16 protein-coding genes and 2 pseudogenes are annotated in these 16,932 nt (G+C 66.7%); 6 read left to right on the top strand and 12 right to left on the bottom strand.

Features of this window, described 5'->3' with window-relative positions; translation table 11 throughout:
- Positions 1–25: 25 nt before the first annotated feature.
- From MKAN_RS12465 to MKAN_RS12455, 3 genes and pseudogenes are all read right to left on the bottom strand, one after another.
- Positions 26–226: pseudogene (locus MKAN_RS12465) on the bottom strand (hypothetical protein); the annotation flags it as partial.
- Positions 227–290: 64 nt separating this feature from the next.
- Complete coding sequence (locus MKAN_RS12460; protein ID WP_023368653.1) at positions 291–803, bottom strand: hypothetical protein; 513 nt, start codon at positions 801–803, stop codon at positions 291–293.
- The gene (locus tag MKAN_RS12455; RefSeq protein ID WP_023368652.1) at positions 800–2,206 is read right to left on the bottom strand and encodes a recombinase family protein; all 1,407 of its coding nucleotides are present in this window, start codon (positions 2,204–2,206) and stop codon (positions 800–802) included. The genes MKAN_RS12460 and MKAN_RS12455 overlap by 4 nt, the downstream gene beginning before the upstream one ends.
- A gap of 18 nt (positions 2,207–2,224) precedes the next feature.
- On the opposite strand from MKAN_RS12455, the pseudogene MKAN_RS12450 reads away from it, so the two are divergent.
- Positions 2,225–2,590 (top strand): annotated as a pseudogene (locus tag MKAN_RS12450) (hypothetical protein); the annotation flags it as partial.
- 10 nt (positions 2,591–2,600) lie between these two features.
- Here MKAN_RS12450 and MKAN_RS12445 read toward each other — a convergent pair.
- Positions 2,601–3,653, bottom strand: coding sequence for an iron-containing redox enzyme family protein (locus tag MKAN_RS12445; RefSeq protein ID WP_023368650.1), 1,053 nt, complete (start codon positions 3,651–3,653; stop codon positions 2,601–2,603).
- A 317-nt stretch (positions 3,654–3,970) separates the two neighbouring features.
- On the opposite strand from MKAN_RS12445, the gene MKAN_RS12440 reads away from it, so the two are divergent.
- Entirely contained in the window at positions 3,971–5,032 is a 1,062-nt protein-coding gene (locus MKAN_RS12440) for a lysophospholipid acyltransferase family protein (RefSeq protein WP_023368649.1), read from the top strand.
- A gap of 8 nt (positions 5,033–5,040) precedes the next feature.
- On the opposite strand, the gene MKAN_RS12435 is transcribed toward MKAN_RS12440, so the two are convergent.
- Genes MKAN_RS12435 through MKAN_RS12415 form a run of 5 tightly spaced genes read right to left on the bottom strand, consistent with a single transcriptional unit; the run spans position 5,041 to position 9,619 of the window.
- Positions 5,041–7,245 carry a SpoIIE family protein phosphatase gene (locus MKAN_RS12435; RefSeq protein ID WP_023368648.1) on the bottom strand — a complete coding sequence of 735 codons (2,205 nt, stop codon included), beginning with the start codon at positions 7,243–7,245 and terminating at the stop codon, positions 5,041–5,043.
- Positions 7,242–7,868 carry a SpoIIE family protein phosphatase gene (locus tag MKAN_RS12430; protein WP_023368647.1) on the bottom strand — a complete coding sequence of 209 codons (627 nt, stop codon included), beginning with the start codon at positions 7,866–7,868 and terminating at the stop codon, positions 7,242–7,244. Before MKAN_RS12430 ends, MKAN_RS12435 begins: the two co-directional genes overlap by 4 nt.
- Positions 7,858–8,271 carry an anti-sigma regulatory factor gene (locus MKAN_RS12425; RefSeq protein WP_023368646.1) on the bottom strand — a complete coding sequence of 138 codons (414 nt, stop codon included), beginning with the start codon at positions 8,269–8,271 and terminating at the stop codon, positions 7,858–7,860. The genes MKAN_RS12430 and MKAN_RS12425 overlap by 11 nt, the downstream gene beginning before the upstream one ends.
- Entirely contained in the window at positions 8,261–8,650 is a 390-nt protein-coding gene (locus tag MKAN_RS12420) for an STAS domain-containing protein (protein ID WP_023368645.1), read from the bottom strand. The genes MKAN_RS12425 and MKAN_RS12420 overlap by 11 nt, the downstream gene beginning before the upstream one ends.
- A 30-nt stretch (positions 8,651–8,680) precedes the next feature.
- Positions 8,681–9,619 (bottom strand): STAS domain-containing protein, encoded by a 939-nt coding sequence (locus tag MKAN_RS12415; protein ID WP_080674068.1) that lies wholly within the window; start codon positions 9,617–9,619, stop codon positions 8,681–8,683.
- Positions 9,620–9,780: 161 nt separating this feature from the next.
- On the opposite strand from MKAN_RS12415, the gene MKAN_RS12410 reads away from it, so the two are divergent.
- The 4 genes from MKAN_RS12410 (at position 9,781) to MKAN_RS12395 (ending at position 12,584) form a co-directional block, all read left to right on the top strand.
- A complete protein-coding gene (locus tag MKAN_RS12410; RefSeq protein ID WP_036394434.1) occupies positions 9,781–10,149 on the top strand; it encodes an STAS domain-containing protein in 369 nt (122 codons plus the stop codon).
- Positions 10,150–10,407: 258 nt separating this feature from the next.
- Entirely contained in the window at positions 10,408–10,806 is a 399-nt protein-coding gene (locus tag MKAN_RS12405) for a heme-binding protein (protein WP_023368642.1), read from the top strand.
- Positions 10,807–10,931: 125 nt separating this feature from the next.
- Positions 10,932–11,441, top strand: coding sequence for a DUF6328 family protein (locus tag MKAN_RS12400; RefSeq protein ID WP_036394548.1), 510 nt, complete (start codon positions 10,932–10,934; stop codon positions 11,439–11,441).
- A gap of 87 nt (positions 11,442–11,528) precedes the next feature.
- Positions 11,529–12,584 (top strand): DNA topoisomerase IB, encoded by a 1,056-nt coding sequence (locus MKAN_RS12395; RefSeq protein WP_023368640.1) that lies wholly within the window; start codon positions 11,529–11,531, stop codon positions 12,582–12,584.
- Between the two features lie 10 nt (positions 12,585–12,594).
- Here MKAN_RS12395 and MKAN_RS12390 read toward each other — a convergent pair whose 3' ends face one another.
- The 3 genes from MKAN_RS12390 to MKAN_RS12380 form a co-directional block, all read right to left on the bottom strand.
- Complete coding sequence (locus tag MKAN_RS12390) at positions 12,595–13,647, bottom strand: helix-turn-helix transcriptional regulator (RefSeq protein WP_023368639.1); 1,053 nt, start codon at positions 13,645–13,647, stop codon at positions 12,595–12,597.
- A 31-nt stretch (positions 13,648–13,678) separates the two neighbouring features.
- Positions 13,679–14,896, bottom strand: coding sequence for a glycosyltransferase (locus MKAN_RS12385; protein WP_023368638.1), 1,218 nt, complete (start codon positions 14,894–14,896; stop codon positions 13,679–13,681).
- 140 nt (positions 14,897–15,036) lie between these two features.
- Entirely contained in the window at positions 15,037–16,878 is a 1,842-nt protein-coding gene (locus MKAN_RS12380) for a CheR family methyltransferase (protein ID WP_023368637.1), read from the bottom strand.
- Positions 16,879–16,932: the final 54 nt, after the last annotated feature.

The raw sequence follows: 16,932 nt of genomic DNA, 5'->3' as shown, positions 1-16,932 counted from the left end.
CGGCCTTGCGGTCGGGTGCGGGTGTCCGCACCGGGCGCAGCAGCTCGGCCAGGCGGGTGCGCTGCTCGTCGGTCAGCGGCGGCGCTGCGGCCAGGGTGCGGGTTATGTACGACTCGACGTTAGCGGCCGCCAAATCCCGCTGGGCGGCGAGGTAATCGGGGTCGTCGGCTGGGCGTGAGCGGGATAGTGCGGCTACGCGGCCGCGGTGGCGGTAGATGGTGGACACTCTCGACTCCTGTGGGCATGGCTATGCCTCCGGAGTCGACCCGGCTCACAACACAGCGTAGCTGCTACCGACCTCCGCTGTGGGGTAGTTCGCCTGGCGTGTCGCAGGCGGCTTCTACGGCGTCCATCGTCAGCGCTACAGCGCCGTGGAGCTGGAACGAGATTCCATGAGGGAACACTTTCACCAGCGCGCCGATCAGCACGGGGTCACCGGCAGCCAGCAGCTCGCACACTCGCTGCAGGTCGTTGTTTCGTACCCGCACCGGCTGTCGGGTACACGCGCGGTCGGCAACAACCTCGGAGTATTGCGGGCACACGAACTCGAAGTGCAGCCGGGTCCAGCCGTCGCGCCGGGTGCCGGGCTGGATGCGGGAACGGTTGGGGTCCATGCCGACACCGGCGCGGGGTTGGTCGGTATCGGCGAGGTATGTCGCTATCGCCGGGGCTTGTGGTAGCCATCCCTGGTCGTCGTCGGCCCAAATAATCGGTGCAACAAGGTCGCAGTGCTCATGTTCTATACGGCCGTCGCCTTTGCGCCCGTGATCGCAGACGATGGCGATATCGGGGTGCTCGGTCATCGCCAGTTCACCTGCACCCGGTCAGGATTGAACACCTTGCCGCCCTTACCTACTGGCATCACAACGATTACAGCCAACACATCCAAAACAGCGCGGAAACGGTCGGCCGATAGCTGCGCGATAGCATCTGCGACTTGCGGTGTGCCCAAGGGTATTCCGTCGAACACTCGAAGCCGTTCCTGGTCGCGTTGGCGGTCTTGCAGTGCCGTGATTTTGGTGTTGATGATGTCGGTGGCGATTTTGGCTTGCTGGCCGGTGAGCAGCCCTTGGCCCCGTTCGACACCGATGTTATCCAGCTCGCTGTAGAGCGTTTCGAGCTCCAACCGGATCACTTCGGCTTCGGCCTGGTCGTGCAGCTCGGCCTTGAGCAAGTTGATAGCGTCAGGCATCGCCAACCGTCCTGACACCAGTGTGTACAGCAGCGGTTCGATATGGGTGGCGCGGATGCTGTTGCCCCGGCAGCGTTTACAGGTGTAGGCGATGGCCGGGGAGCCGGTCGAGGTTTTTTGCGTCGTCCACATCCCCGACAGGTGATGATCGCACTTGCCGCACAACAGGATTCCAGTCAGCTTGTGGCGGCGCACACTCTTGCGCCCGGGCGCGCGGCCGGGCGCGTCCAGCACAGCTTGAGCAGCCCAAAACGTCGCCTCATCCACCAGCGGCGTCCAGCTGCCTTTGCCGACAACGTCGTCTTTGGTGGCGCGGTGCGGGTCGGCCTGGTAAGTGCGCAACCCGGCGTTGCGGGGCTTGCGTAAGAAATTCGACAGCTGCGGCTGGGTCCATCGCTTGCCGTTGATGGTGCGCACCCCGGTGGCGTCCCATTCTTTGCAGATGTCGCCGAACGACGCACCGGCCAGAATCGCGGCGTAAGCCTGCTTGACCAGCGGGGCCGTGGCCGGGTCGGGCTCAGGCCCGTTGGGGCCTGCCAGGTAGCCGAACGCGTGTTTCCACCGGGGCCTCCCCATCTCGGCGGCCTGGCGGCCGGCGCGACGCTGCCGATCTGACTTGTGCTCGATTTCGTGGCGGGCCACTGCACCTTTGAGCCGGGCCGTAAGCCGGCCCTGGGCGGTGGACAGGTCGACGTCGCCGGACACGGTGGCCAGCGCCAGCTTGCGTGTGTCGGCGAGGTCCATGAACCGCTCCAATTCGATCGGGCGGCGGTGCAGCCGGTCCAAGTCCCACGCCACCACCGCACCAATCTGCCCGTCGGTGATGTCGGCCAACATCTTCTCGTAGGCGGGCCGGCGCTTGCCGTTTGATGCGCCGACATCGTTGTCGACGTACTCGATGGGCGTCCATTTGCGCTGTTTACATAGCCTCACGCAGTCCTCGCGCTGGCGCGCGACGCCGAGCTGTTGCCCGGACGGATCGGACGAAATTCGGAGGTACACCGCAGCCCGCATAAGGTGTAGTGTACTTCACACGTTCGGTACCACCATTTGGTCAAGACTTTTTGGGGCTGGCGCGAACAGCAGTTGCCCGATGGAACTCTGATCTTGACCTCCCCGGCTGGGCGCACCCATGTCACCACCCCGGGCAGCGCCCTGCTATTCCCGAATTTGTGCGCACCCACCGGCGAGCTTCCCGAGCACACCCAGTTACCGACCGATCACTGCGGTGAGCGGACCGCCATGATGCCCAAACGACGCCGCACCCGCGCCCAGGAACGTGCTCAGCGCATCACCCACGAACGCCAACGCAACCGCAACGCCCGCACCACCCCACCACCCGACCACACCACCCGAACGGGACCCGCCCCACCCGACGACGAACCCCCGCCCTTCTAAGCGGGAGGGCCTACATCTCGTCCAACGGCCGGCGCAGTGAGGTCGCACCGGCCTGCCACGACCGCATCAGGTGGTCGGCCAATCGGTTTTCGAGGAACTCGAACGCTCGCATCCCGAACACGATGTCCTGGTCGAGGTGCGGTTCTCGCGCGGCGAGGTCGCCCACCACGTCGATGCGGACCACCTGTTCGTGTACCGCGTCCGCTTCCACGTGTTCGCGGTAGAAGGCGACACATTCCTCGGGTGCCTCCATCCGGCGCAGTGCCTCGACCATCCGCCGAGAACCCGGTGGCGACGTGATCTCCGTCGCCGCGAAGTGCCCGATCGCGGCGCCCCGCAACCTCCGGTGCAGCCCGAACAGCGACATGATGTTGACCACCGCCAGTGATTCGGCGGGAACCATGCCGAGATAGCCCAGGTAGGTCGAATCGAGTCCGGCCGCGTCCAGGAGGTCGGCGAAAAGCTGCTGGTGCACCCGCGGGCCGTAACCGGCACCGTATTCGTCGAACTCGACGGCGACGAATGCCGCCTTGGCCTGACCGGTCAGACGCGGAATTGCCCAGGCATGCGGATCACCCTCTTTGAGGTGATACAGCGATCTGTGTGCAAAATATTCACGCATCTGGCTCCACGTGCCGGTGTCGCGCAGGTAATACGACGGCCCGCTGCCGTCGACGGGCTCTATCGAGAGCTTGTCCATTTCGGCCACCGCGGTGTCGTCCGACTCGATGGGGCCGACATCACGGCGCACGCCCGTCAGGAACGCCCGCTCGAGTTCGGCACGTAGGTGCAGCAGTGCGGGATTCCACTCCCAAGTCGGATCCACTCCCGAAAAACCGCGGTAATGCAGCTCGTAGCACATATATAGGGCCAGCTGCAGATCGTGGCCGTAGGGATCGACGTCGCCCACGGAGGCGCCGATGCGGGTGAACTGGTCGCGGGGCGCCGGTCCGGTCAAGGCGCGGCGCACGGCGATCGACAGTGGTCCGTGCGCGGCCGGTAAGGACGGCTCGACGGTAGATGAGCGTTGCTGCTCGACGGGCCGGAAGGTTGTACGGGTCACGCCCTTGAGTACCCCGGATCCGGTAACTCAACCTGCCGCGATTCAACCGGGATTCGGCCGTAGACGCCGCGGCCGGCTAATGCGATTTTGACGGCCTGGACAGATTAGCCGCGATGCCGCCACGTGAATTGTGCTCTGGCAAGCCGTGATCTGACCGAGATCGCCCCGAATAATTTTTGTCCAAGCCCATGTCTTTTATTGCCGATATCCGAGGACTAAACTCCTTGCATGCGCTGCGGGGGCGGCGCCGACCGGGGTCTAACACAAGGCCCATTTCAAATCCATTCCAGACACTGAGCGTGCCGGGGGGTTCGTCTATGCCCGCGAGGACCAACGTCATTGCATTGCAACCGAATCGACAACGTTTAGCGGCGCGGAACCACGCCAGCCGACAAACCAATCGACAAACGGCATTGCGGCCCGCGTCGGCGCCGTCCAATTCCAAGACCACTGACCAGCGGGCAGCGGCCGTCATCCGAGACCTCGATCAGAAGCGCGCTTTCGGCGCCGGGGTGCCCGCGGCCCAGGCGCCGGCCAACGAGCTCGCCGAACGGGTCACCGCCGCTGCGCAATTCCTGCGGAAGCGACTGACCGGAGACTACCGTGTCGACGAGTTCGGCTTCGACCCCCACTTCACCGACGCCCTGGTACGGCCGTTGCTGCGGTTTTTCTCACGGTCGTGGTTCCGGGTCGAGGTCAGCGGGATCGAGAACCTGCCCGACAAGGGCGCGGCACTGGTGGTGTCCAACCACGGCGGCGTGCTGCCGGTCGATGCGCTGATGATTTCGACGGCGGTCCACGAACACCATCCCGCGCACCGGAACCTGCGAGCGCTGGCCGCCGATCTGTGCTTCGACCTGCCGGTCATCGGCGAGGTTGCCCGCAAGGCCGGCCACACGCTGGCCTGCCCGACCGACGCTCATCGCCTGCTGGCGGCCGGCGAACTTGCCGCGGTGTTCCCCGAGGGCTACAAGGGATTGGGCAAGTGCTTCCGGGACCGCTACAAGCTGCGGCGGTTCGGCCGCGGAGGGTTTGTGTCGGCCGCGGTGCGCGCCAAAGCGCCGATCATCCCGTGTGCGGTGGTGGGCTCGGAGGAGATCTATCCGATGTTGGGCGATGTCAAGCCGCTGGCCAGGCTGCTGGGCCTGCCGTACTTCCCGATCACCCCGTTGTTCCCCTGGGCCGGACCGGCGGGCCTGATACCGCTGCCGTCGAAGTGGCACATCGCTTTCGGCCAGCCGATCGGCACCGCCGACTACGATCGCGCCGACGCCGACGACCCCAACGTCACGTTCGAATTGACCGACCACGTACGGGAGACGATCCAGCAGATGCTGTATGGCCTATTGATCCGCCGCCGCAACGTCTTCTTCGGCTGAGGCTTCGGCTAACCGGGCAGTCGAAATGTCATATCGATGGCGGTTCCGCCGGGGCTGTTGTCGATTTCCACTGCGTCGCTGATCGCGTTGATCAGCATCAGGCCCCGACCGCCGTTGCCCGGATCGGCCGCTGGTATCTTCCACGATCCGGAGTCGACGACACGCGCATGCACCGTTCCGTCGACGGCTCTCACATCGACCAGCATGGTCCCGATGCGGTGCCCGCGGTATGCGTGCTCGATGCAATTGGTGCACGCCTCGTTGATCACCAGCACGATGTCGCCGGCCCGTTCGTCGGAGACGTCGGCGGCTCGCAGCCACCACCCCAGCTGGCGCCGGATGCCGGCCAATTGATCTGGGGTAGCGCTGGTCTCGATGCGAAGGGGCCCGTGTGGATGCCGGTATGCCACCATCGCGACGTCGTCGTCGTATCCGGCCGCCGGCGCCAGCTGGCCCAGGACGGCATCGGCGACGCCATCGATCGGCAACATCATCGACGCTGCCAAAACCTCGGCGACGCGTCGCAGGCCTTCGTCGATCGACTCGTACTTGCGCTCGACCAGGCCGTCGGTGAACAGCATCAGCGTCGAGCCGGGCAGCAATTCCTGGGAAGCCTCCGGGCGCGGCTGCGTTCGCCGGACCGCCAGCGGCACCGACCGGGCATCGGTCAACAACGTGGTCCCGCGGCCCGGCTCGGCAAGCACCGCGGGCATATGCCCGGCGTTGCTGTAGTCGAGGATCCCGGATTTGGTGTCCAGGATGGCCAGAAACACCGTCGTGCAGTAGGCATCCGGAATGAGTGACGCGGCCGCGTCGAGTTGTTCGAGCAACAGTGCGGGTTGCGCGCCGGTGAGTAGCAGCGCGCGCGCCGAGCTGCGCAGCTGGCCCATGATCGCGGCGGCCGGCAACCCGCGGCCCACGCAGTCGCCGACGACGATGCCGATGCGGTGGTCGTCGAGGGCCAGCACGTCGTACCAGTCGCCGCCGATCTCCAAGGGCGGCACGGCGGGTTCGTAACGGACGGCGAAGCCCGGCGGCGGCTTCACCGGCGGCAGCATGGCCCGCTGCAGGGTCAACGATGTCTCACGCGCGCTCTCGAATTGCCGGACATGGCCGATGGCCAGGCTGAGGTGACCGATGAGCACCGTGACCAGCAGCCGATCGTCGGCGGTCACCCAGCGCGGCACCCGCAGCTCCAGCCACAACGCGACGTCGGCGGCGCCCGACAGCACCGCGACCAGTCCGCGGGCCTTGCCCGGAGTGTCCGGCCACTCGATCGTTCGCGCCGTCAGCGGCAGTTGTTGACGCGCATCCGAAAACGTCTGGCGCAGCAGCGGATCCATTCTGCGCCAGGATTTTTCAGACGGCTCCCCGGCGACCTGGACGGTCGGTTCACCGTCGCTGGGCGGCCATATAACGGCAACCACGCGTTGCACGTCGACGGCGCTGCGGCATTCGTCGAGGGTGATCGACAGCACCTCGGCCATGCTCTTGGCCACACCGACCGACGTCGCCAGCCGCATCACCGCGCTTTCCCTTGCGGCGAAAGCTCTTTCGGCGGTGATGTCGCGAACCGTGCCCACGTACACGTCGCGATCCGCGACGGCGCCCCGAACGGCGTTGATGCTGACCGTCACCCAGACCAGATGGCCGTCGCGATGCCGGATCGGCGTCTCGTACTCGGCGAAGCCGTCCCGCCGAACCCGCTGCTGTTGCTGGGCCGCGCTTTTCTTGTCGAGCAGCCACGGATGCGGCCAGCGGTACGGCAAGCCTTCCGGGGGATAGCCGATGATCTCGGCGAACGCGCTGTTCATCTCGATCACGGCACCGTCGTGGTCGGCGACGAAGAAGCCTTCCTGCAACGAGTTCACCAGCGCGTTGCGGAACGTGTCGCGGTGGGCCAGATCCTCGGCCCGGGCCCGCTCTTGTTCGTAACGCCTGGTGCCGTCGAGGAATCCGCGGGTGGCGATGTCGAGGGCGGCCAGGGTCTGCAGCAGGAACTCCAGGGCGATCGGCCGGCCCGCCGCGGCGTCTGGCGAGAGCTCCTCGAGCAACCGGAAATGGTTTTCGATGATGTCGAGCATGCTGATGCGTTCCGCCAAGGCCCGGCGTCCGAGCTCATGGCCCACGGCCAGGCTGTCCTCGTCGCGCTTGTCCAGGTAAGTACGCAGCGCGGCGAAATAGTGGGCGTGGAAGTCGTCGGTGTAGGTCATGTCGAGATGCCCCGGTGACGCGCGGCCAGCACCATCGCGTCGTCAGTGTCCTTGGCGTGCTTGACCAGTATCTGCTCGGCGATGGCGGTGGCGGAAGCGGCGAAGTCGATGTGGTCCAGGTGATCGCCGGTGATGCCGTCGCTGGCGACGACCAGCAGGTCACCGACGCGGATCGGCACCACCTTGGCCGGCGTGACCTCCGGCACCCGGTAGCCGACGATGCCGGCGGTCAGCCGCACGCTGGAACTGATCCGGACACCGCTGATCGCCTTGGCGACCAGGTTGGCCGCCACGTTTCCCACTCCCGTCCAGCACAGCCCCCCGGCGGGGAAGTCGATCCTGGCCAGGGTCATCGCGACCCCCCGGGTGCCGGACAGCATGCGGTGGCAGAGCTGGATCAACACCTCGAGACGTTCGTCGCGTGCGTCGTTGAGCACGTCGACCGCGATCTGCGCGGCACGGGCGGCCTCCGGGCCGTGTCCGAGTCCGTCCAGGACACCGAACAGCGCGGTGTCGTCATCGATCTGGACTGCGATCGGCAGGTCACCGCAGGTGTGCTCGCCCGGTCGCGGCCGGCCCGCGACCGCCCACTCGATCGGCCCGAACCGGCCGTTATCGCGCACGGGGCGGAACCCATTTCCACATTTCGACGGTCGTTCCGCGGCCCACCGCCGACTCCACGATCAGCCGGTCCATCAGGCGCCGCGCGCCCGGCAAACCCATGCCCAGCCCGCGGCCGGTGGAGTAGCCGTCCTCCATCGCGCGATCGATATCCGCGATGCCCGGACCGTCGTCTTCGGCGCGCACCACCAACGCCTTGCGGCCCTCGCGGTCGGCCACCGCGACCCGGACCTCGCCGCGTCCGGCGTAGCTGGTGATGTTGCGGGCGATTTCGGAGATCGCGGTGGCGATCATGGTGACGTCGGTCAGCGAGAACCCCAGCTCGCTGGCGAGCTGATGCCCGGCGTGGCGGGCAGCCACGATGTCGTCGGGGTGGTCCACCTCGACGACGATGTCATCCCGCACCGTCGGGCCCGATCATCGGCTTTTCCAGGCCCAGCGTGCGGTTCAGCAGCGCCAAGCCCTCTTCCAGGTCCAGTGCGGTGTGCATATCGTCGAAGGCCAGCCCCAGCTGCACCATCGCGAAGGCCACCTCCGGCCGCAGGCCGACGATCACCGTCTCCGCGCCCCGCAGCCGGATCATCCGGGCGATCGTCTGCAGGGACCGCGCAGCAAACGAATCCAAAACCTCGACGGCGGTGACGTCGACGATGATGCCCTGGGCGCGGAATTCGGTGACGCGGTCCATCAGCCGCTGGCGGAAGAGTTCGGTTTCGGAGTCGGTGAGCGCGGAGCGCACCGTCGCAATGAGAATCGGTCCCAGTTTGAGAATCGGTACTGGCACGGGCTGCCTTTTGATGAGTGCCTACCCGGTCTAGTCGCCGGTGCGGGTGACTTCGTAGCCCAGCAACCGCTCGGCTTCCTCGATGCCGCCCTGCAGGTCGCCGACGGCGTTCATCTTCGACAGGTCCAGCCCGATAGTGACCAGCGTCAAAGCGATTTCGGAGGACAGGCCGGTGATGATCACACTCGCGCCCATCAACCCGGAGGCGTCCACCGTTTGCACCAGGTGGTTGGCCACCGTCGAGTCGATGGTGGGCACCCCGGTGATGTCGATGACCACGACCTTGGCCCGGTTGGCCCGGATGGCGCGCAGCAGTTGCTCGGTGACCTGGCGGGCGCGCTGGCTGTCCAGCACACCGATGATCGGCAGGATCAGCAGCTGCTCGCGCACCTGCAGAACCGGCGTCGACAGCTCGCGGATGGCCTCCTGCTGCTGGCGGATGATGCGCTCGCGCTCCTGCACGAAGCTGACCGCCACGGTGTTGGCGATCCGGTTGGCCGCCGGTTCGTAGGCGTCGAGCACTTGGTTGAGCATCTCGAAGTCGGTTTGGTATTTCTCGAACAGCGACCGCGCGAGCACGTCGCGCAGCAACAGCACGATGCCGACGACCTCGTCGGTCTCCACGCCCCGGGGAATGATGCGTTCCGAAAGGTCGCGAGCGTAGTCCTGCAGCGCCTCGACGCTGCCCGTCTCGAGCACCTCGACGTAGTTGTCGTAGACGGCGGTTGCCTCGGAGAAGATCTCCTCCGGCGTCATCGCCGTGAGCAGCTCTGCCTCGGTGATCCGGCGCGCCCACTCCTCGCGTAACCCGGTCCGGTTCTGTCGCAGGTGCTGGACCAGCTGTGGCAGCAAACCGTCGCTGGAGACGCCGAGGGTCTGCGGGATGGCGTTGGTGTTCGAAGTGTTCGAAGTGTTCGCAGTGTTCGCAGTGTTCGAAGTGGTGGTGAGCTCCATCGGCAAGTCTGACATCTGGCCTCCCCAAGTGCCGTGTCGCGCCCCGAGGGGCGCTGCTCATATGGCGAGACTAGCCTGGGGCGCACCGCCTGACGCGTCAAGGTCTTCTTCTTCTCGCAGTTCGGGCTGCGGGTTAGGCTTGCAGTACCCCCACGGCTTTGGACAAAGGACCGCCATTGTCAACTCCTGATTCGATCACCGCCGAGGTCACCGACCACGACGGTGTCGCCGTGCTCAGTATCGGTGGCGAAATCGACCTGGTCACCGCTCCAGCACTCGAAGAGGCCATCGGTGGCGTGGTCGCGGACAATCCCTCGGCGCTGATCATCGATCTGTCCGGGGTCGAGTTCCTCGGCTCGGTGGGACTCAAGATCCTCGCGGCGACCTACGAAAAACTCGGGAGCGCGGCCCAGTTCGGGGTGGTCGCACGCGGCCCGGCGACCCGACGGCCGATTCACCTGACCGGTCTGGACAAAACCTTCGCGCTGTACCCGACGCTGGACGAGGCATTGACCGGTGTGCGGGACGGCAAACTGAACCGCTGACACATCACGTTTTCGTCACGATCGCGATAACGCCGATAATGATCGCCTAAGAACTCGCCTTCCCTTCTGAGAATTTGGCCGTTCCTTAACACCACGGGCCACACCAGTGCGCTGCTGTCACGGCCGTGACGGCTCGCGCCGCCGTTGCGCGTTCGTCCTGAGCGAACGCCGCCCGGCGACCGCTTTTCCTTCCGCTACTTTGGCTTTCGGGGATTCGGGAGCCTCCATGATCAGTTTGCTCATGCGAAGGAACACGTCATGAAATTCAACAGTATCGTCGCGCGTCGGCGCGTTGCCGGCCTCAGCGCCGGCTGCCTGCTCGGGGGACTGGCCATCGGTATCGCCGGTGCGCCGGCGGCTGCGGCCGCACCCGATTGCAGTCCGGAAGGCGTCCACGCCACCGTTTCGTCGGTGACCGGTTCGGCGCAGCAGTACCTCGCCACGCATCCGGGTGCCAACCAGGTGGTCATGGCCGCCTACGGGCAGCCGCGCGGGGAGGCGGCCAGCAACATTCGCAACTATTTCACCGCGCACCCCAACGAGTACTACGACCTGCGCGGGATTCTGGCGCCGATCGGTGACACCGAGCGCCAGTGCAATGTGACGGCCCTGCCGCCGCATCTGGAGTCGGCCTACCACGAGTTCATGGCGGGCTGACCCAGCCGGCCCCAAAAGCCCGTAACGACCCGCCCCGACGACGCGGCGGGTCGTTCGGCTTCGACGGGGCAAGCCGGTGGAAAAAACCCGCCGTCCGGGTCTCGTCGAATGCGATGATCACCGGCATGGATGTCAAGCATCCGGAACAGGACCCGCATTGGGACCAGCGCAGGCGCGGAGAGACCGAACTCCAACGGCTTGACCGCAATTGGAACAGCCTGTTGCAGGAGCTGCGGGTGGTCCAGACCGGTGTTCAACTGCTCACCGGGTTCCTGCTGACGCTGCCGTTCCAGCAGCGCTTCGACACGTTGACCCTGCACGGTGTGTATCTGGCCACGGTGGGATGTTCGGTGGCCGCGACGGTGCTGCTGATCGCCCCGGTGGGTATGCACCGGCTGCTATTCCGGCGGCACCGCCTGGTGGTGCTGGTGTCGGCGGCGCACCGGTGCGCCTACGCCGGCTTGGTGCTGCTCGGGCTGGCCTTGACCGGGGTGACGGTCATCATCTTCGACGCGGTGTCCGGGGCAACCGCCGGCATCATCGCCGGGGCCTGCGCTTTGGCGCTGTTCGCGGTTTTCTGGGTGCTGGTTCCGCTGTTGTTGCGCACCCGAGACGTGCGCCTGCCGGACTACTGACCGGCCGACCCTCGGTGTGAGCCGCTGTCCGGGCGGGTAATTCCCGGTTGAGCGACAGGTCTATGCGGCAATTCGAGAGGAGCGCCGATGCGGCTGCGGCGGAGCGTCCTGAGCAAGCCCGGGATCGCCCGTAAACGGCGGGGTAAGGGCTTCGCCTACTACGGCCCGGACGGCGAGTTGCTGACCGACGGCCAGACCCTGCAGCGAATCAAGGACCTGGTGATCCCGCCGGCATGGCAGAAGGTGTGGATAGCGCCGTATCCCAACGGGCACATTCAGGCGGTCGGCACCGATGCGGCCGGACGTCGTCAGTACCTCTACCACCAGGCCTGGCAGCAGGAGCGTGCCGAGGAGAAGTTCGACCGCGTGCTGGAGCTGTCCAAAGAGCTGCCGGAGTTGCGGCGCCGGATCGCGGAAGACCTCGGCGGCCGTGGCCTGACCCGCGACCGGGTGCTGGCGTTGGCGCTGCACCTGCTGGATCTGGGGTATTTCCGGGCCGGCGGTGAGCAGTATGCGGACGACAACGACTCCTACGGGATCGCCACCCTGCGCTGCGAACACGTGACGGTGCGCCGCGACGCGGTCGCCTTCGACTACCCCGCCAAGAGCGGGGTACGGCGCACCCTGGAGATCGACGACCCCGAAGTCGCCCGCGCGGTGCGTTCGCTGACCCGCCGAAAGCCGGCATCGGAGCGACTCCTGGTGTGCCGCAACGGTCCTGGATGGGCAGACATTCGTGCCGACGACCTCAATGCGCGCTTCAAGGAGTTGGTCGGCAACGACTACACCGTCAAGGACTTGCGGACCTGGCACGGCACCGTGCTGGCGGCCGCGGCGTTCGCCGACGCGGACCCGCCGGTGTCGCAACGCGTGACCAAGCGGGTCGAGGCCGCCGTGATGCGCGAAGTCGCCGAGGAACTGGGCAACACCGCGGCGGTGGCACGCGGCTCCTACATCGATCCCCGGGTGGTCACCGGTTACGAGCAACGCATGACGATTGCCGCGGCGGTCCGCCGTGCGCGCCGCGCCCGCCGGCCCGCTGCCGCGCAGCAGATCCTGGAAAAGGCCACGCGGCTGCTGGTGCAACGAATTGCCAAGGGGCAAAGCGCATCCGGGTCGCGGCCGTTGGCCAGAACGGCGTGATCCGGCGGTGCTACCCGCCGGTGGTGCGTTTGAGCGCGGTGTGCGGACTTTCGCCGTAGGCCTGGCGATAGAGCACGGCGAACCGGCCGGTGTGGGCGAAGCCCCAGCGCTGCGCGATTTCGCTGACCGTGGTGATCGAGCGGTCGCCGGAGATCAGGTCCTGATGGGCTCGATGCAGCCGGATCCGGCGGAGGTACTCGGTGGGAGTGGTGTCGAGCTGCTGGCGGAACAGGTACTGCACCGCCCGCGGCGTCAGATGGACCACGGCCGCCACATCCTTGACCCCGATGTTCATCGCGGCGTGGCGATGAATGAACGACATCGCGGTTTGTAGGGCCTTGGGGACCGATGGGTCGTTGGGCGAGGACGTTCCCGCGGTGACGTTGGACGGAAAGCACTCGAGTAGCGCGGCGGCCAGCAGCCGGGCGGCCGCGGTGACCAGCAGCGGGTGCCGTGCCGTGTCGGCGGAGGCGAAGCTGGTGGTGACGTAGTCGAATGCGTCCCGCCACATGCGGGCCGCCACCGGGGTACGCGGCCGGGAACTGAGGAACTCGACCTGCTGCGGCATCGGCGTGTGTGAGCCCGCGCCGACCTGCTGGAGCAGGTCGGCGTCGATGCTGACGACGGTGAACCGGACGCTGTTCAGCCGCAACAGGCGCGGAAATCCGTCGACGGCCAGCATCGGAGTGTCTGTGTCCGCAGAGCCGTTGCCGACCGCGATCAACGAGCCCGAGCGCGGCTGGATCACCACGAAGCGGTCGCTCGTGCGGATTTCGCAGTCGACTCGGCCCTGGATCGTCACGTCGTCGACGGTGAGGTGCTCAGCCGCATACCGGCGGTGGGTGACGGTCGCTCCCCTGGCGAACTCGGTGATTCGCCAGCCTGGGTGATAGGCGTTGGTGAAGAATCTCTGGGCGGCAACCGGGTCGGCGGTGTGGAAGTGCGTGTGGCGCACCGCGGCAGGGCCGTCCTGTTGTTCCGTGCGATCCTTGCTGTCGAGGCTGGTCGCGTCGCGCAGCTGCGGACGGGCACGGCACCGTGTGTCCTCGGTAACACTTGTCATGGTTGACAATGATGGTAGTTGATTTGCGTAGCTATCGGGCGTTTGCCACGGGTTGCCGCTCGTCCAGCGAGCTCACCTGGCGATAGATGTTCAGCGCGTCGAACGCGATGCGCTCCCAGGTGAACCGCGACTCTGCACGCAACCGCCCCGCGGCTCCCATGCCCGCACACTGAAAGCTTTGTTCTTGAAGGATTTTCAATGCGATTGCCAATTCTCTGGGGTTGTCGGGCGGTACCAGTAATCCGGTGACCGAGTGCACCACGGTGTCGGCCAGGGCGCCGGTGGAGACCGCCACCACGGCGACGCCGCTGGCCATGGCCTGCAACGCGGCGGCGGCCCGCGGCGCCTGCCGCGGCGTGCACGCGACCACGTCCGCCGATCGCAGCAGGGCCGGCAGTTCGCCGGCCGCGACCGGGCCGGCGACGCGGACCCGGTTACTCACCCGCAGCTCGGCGGCGAGGTTTTCGAGGGCGCGCCGAGCTTGACGGTGGCGGGAGCCGGCCGGGGCGCTTTCGGCGATGACGAGTTCCGCCGCGGGAATCTTGGGCAGGGCGCAGATCGTGGTGTCGAAGCCGCTGTCCGGCGAGGGATCTGGTGCGACGCAGACAATGCGATGCAAGTCGGTACGGGCGAGTGCGGGACCCACGGGAGTGAAGCGGTCGACGTCGACCCCGGCCGACAAGACCGACAACCGCGCACGGCTGCGGCGCAGCCTGGCCAGCGCGCTGACGTCGTCGCTACTGCCCGCGGTGACCCAGGTCGCGTTGCGGGCCAACAGCGGTTCGAGCCGGGCGCGTTCGGAGCCATCGGGATGGCGACCGGCTCGGTCCGGCTGCGTCAGGGTGGTCAGGCCATAGAAGCTCTGCACCGTTGGCAGGCCTTGACGTTTCGCCGCCAGCTGGGCGGCCAGGCCCCCCAGCCATCCGAGGGCATGAACGACGTCGGGCGGATCCGACGACCACACAGCGGCCAGTTCGGCGGCCCAGTCGCCCAGATAGGGCAACACCTGTGCCGGGGGAATCGCCGCGACCGGGCCGGCGGCTACCGCAACGGTCCGGTAGCCGTGCTCGGTCGCGGTATCTGAGGTCGTGGTTTCCGGGATGGTGGCCCGGCGGCGTACGAAGGCGGTGACATCGTGCCCGTGCGTCGCCAACGCGGCGCACAGCTGCCCGCAGTCGTCGCCGACGGCCCCCTCGGGGCCGCATTGTTCAGCGACGACGTCGTCACCGCAGACGATCGCGATCTTCATTCGGCATCCTCCGAACCTCGCGACTCCCTTCCCGCGTTTCTTGGGGCGCTCCGCGACGCGCGGAGACTACCCGCTATGCCGGGGGTGAAACCGCCGCCGAGGTTCTTTTCGCATTCCGGCCTGACCGCGCGGCGCGGCGGTCAGCCGACGACCTCCATCAGCAACAGCGCCCCGCCGACGAGGTCTCCGGCCGACCGGAAGGATGTGCAGGTGACTCGCACCTGGGCCGGGCGGCCGCGCCGGTTGACCGCATCGAGCACCGTCTCACCGAAACTGTCGGGGTCCACGAACGCGTTGCCGATCAACGGCCGCAGGTTCTCCATCGGCAGCCCGATATCCAGCGAGGTCAACGCTGAGCCCGTCACCTCGTCGGCGCGAAATCCCCACAGGTCTTCGCTGCCGCGGTTCCACACCACCACCCGCATCTCCCGGTCCACCACCACCATGCCCAGCCGGACCGAGTTGATCAGCGAGTGCAGTAGATTCGTCACGTCGTCCAGCTCGAGAGTGCGTTCCCGCAGGGCGTCGTTGATGGTGTGCAGCTCGTCGTTGGTGCACTGCAGCTCCTCGTTCATGGTTTCGAGTTCTTCATTGGTGGACTGCAGTTCTTCGTTGGTGGTCTCGAGCTCTTCCACCGTCGACTGCAGTTCCTCGTTGGTGGTCTCCAGCTCCTCGTTGGTCGACTGCAGCTCCTCATACGCCGTCTCCAGCTGCCGGTTGGTCGCGACGACCTTGTCGAGCAGCGCGCGGGTCGCGGTGACGTCGAAGAACACGATCGAGACCCCGAGCAGGCCGTTCCGGCTGTCGATGAGCGGGTTGACGTGGATCTCGAACCACACCGTGTCGGCGCCCGGCCGCTGCCATTTGACGTCCTGAATCCGCGCCGGACGGCGCTCCACCTTGGCCTGCTCGAGGTAGGCGCGCAGCTCGACGGGCCGGTAGGACACTTCCAGATCGCGCAGCAGCCGCCCGATGTCGCGGGCCGACAGGCCGAAAACCGTCTCGGCCTGCTGGTTGATCATGGCAACGGTGTCCTCCCCGGTGACCACGATCTGGGCCACCGGCCCGGCGCGAAACGCCAAGTCCCGCAACGTCGTCAGGCCCGGCGAGTCGCCCTGGCGGTCGTACAGCGCCGCCGCCGGGCCGTAGCGGTCGACGCTGTCGTGCGGCCCGGCGGCCTTGCGGAAGATCCGGTTCTTGAGGTTCAGCGGGGTGAAGCGATCACCGTGGCTGAGCAGCATCTCGGCGTGCCCGAGGAACAGGGTGCCCTGCGGTGCCAGCGCGAAATGCAAGCGGCTCAGCACGTTTCGCTGGGTTTCGGCGTTGAGGTACATCAGCGTGTTGCGGCAGACCAGCAGGTCGACGCGGGAGATCGGGGCGTCCTTGACCAGGTCGTTGCGGCCGAAGATGACGGCGCGACGCAGATCCTTGCGAAACACGTAGCGGCCGCTGACCTGTTCGAAGTAGCGGGCCAACAGATCCGGCGGCACCGGCTCGACCGCCTTGGCGTCGTAGGCGGCCATGCGTGCCTCGGCGAGCGCATCTTCGTCGATGTCGGTGGCGTAGATCTTGACCCGTTGCCGGAACCCGTCGGCGCCCAGCGCCTCGGCCAACAACATGGCCAGGGTGTAGGCCTCCGGGCCGGACGCGCATCCGGCGCTCCACACCCGGACCGGGTCATCGGGACCGCGCTCGGCCAGCATCCGCGGAATCACGTCGGCCCTGACGAAATCCCAGGACTCCTGGTCGCGGAAGAAGGCGGTCACGTTGATCAGGATGGTGTTGAACAGGGCGGCGAATTCGTCGGAACTGGCCTGCAGGACGTCCAGGTAGTCGTCGAAGCCGGAGTAGCCGGCCTGATCCATCCGGTGCCGGACCCGGCGCATCAGCGAGGTGCGCTTGTACCCGGTGAAGTCGAAGCCGCGGGAATCCCGCATATAGCGCAACAAGGCCTCGAAGGACTCGTCGGTTGTGGCGTTCATGGCTGTGACGTCCGCATTCACTGAGGGGGTCCGACGGGCTCGAACACTACTCGC

The organism is Mycobacterium kansasii ATCC 12478 (assembly GCF_000157895.3).
In the GTDB taxonomy this organism is placed as follows: Bacteria; Actinomycetota; Actinomycetes; order Mycobacteriales; family Mycobacteriaceae; genus Mycobacterium; species Mycobacterium kansasii.
Note: the sequence above shows the minus strand (reverse complement) of the source record. Positions and strands in the feature narration are given on the sequence as shown.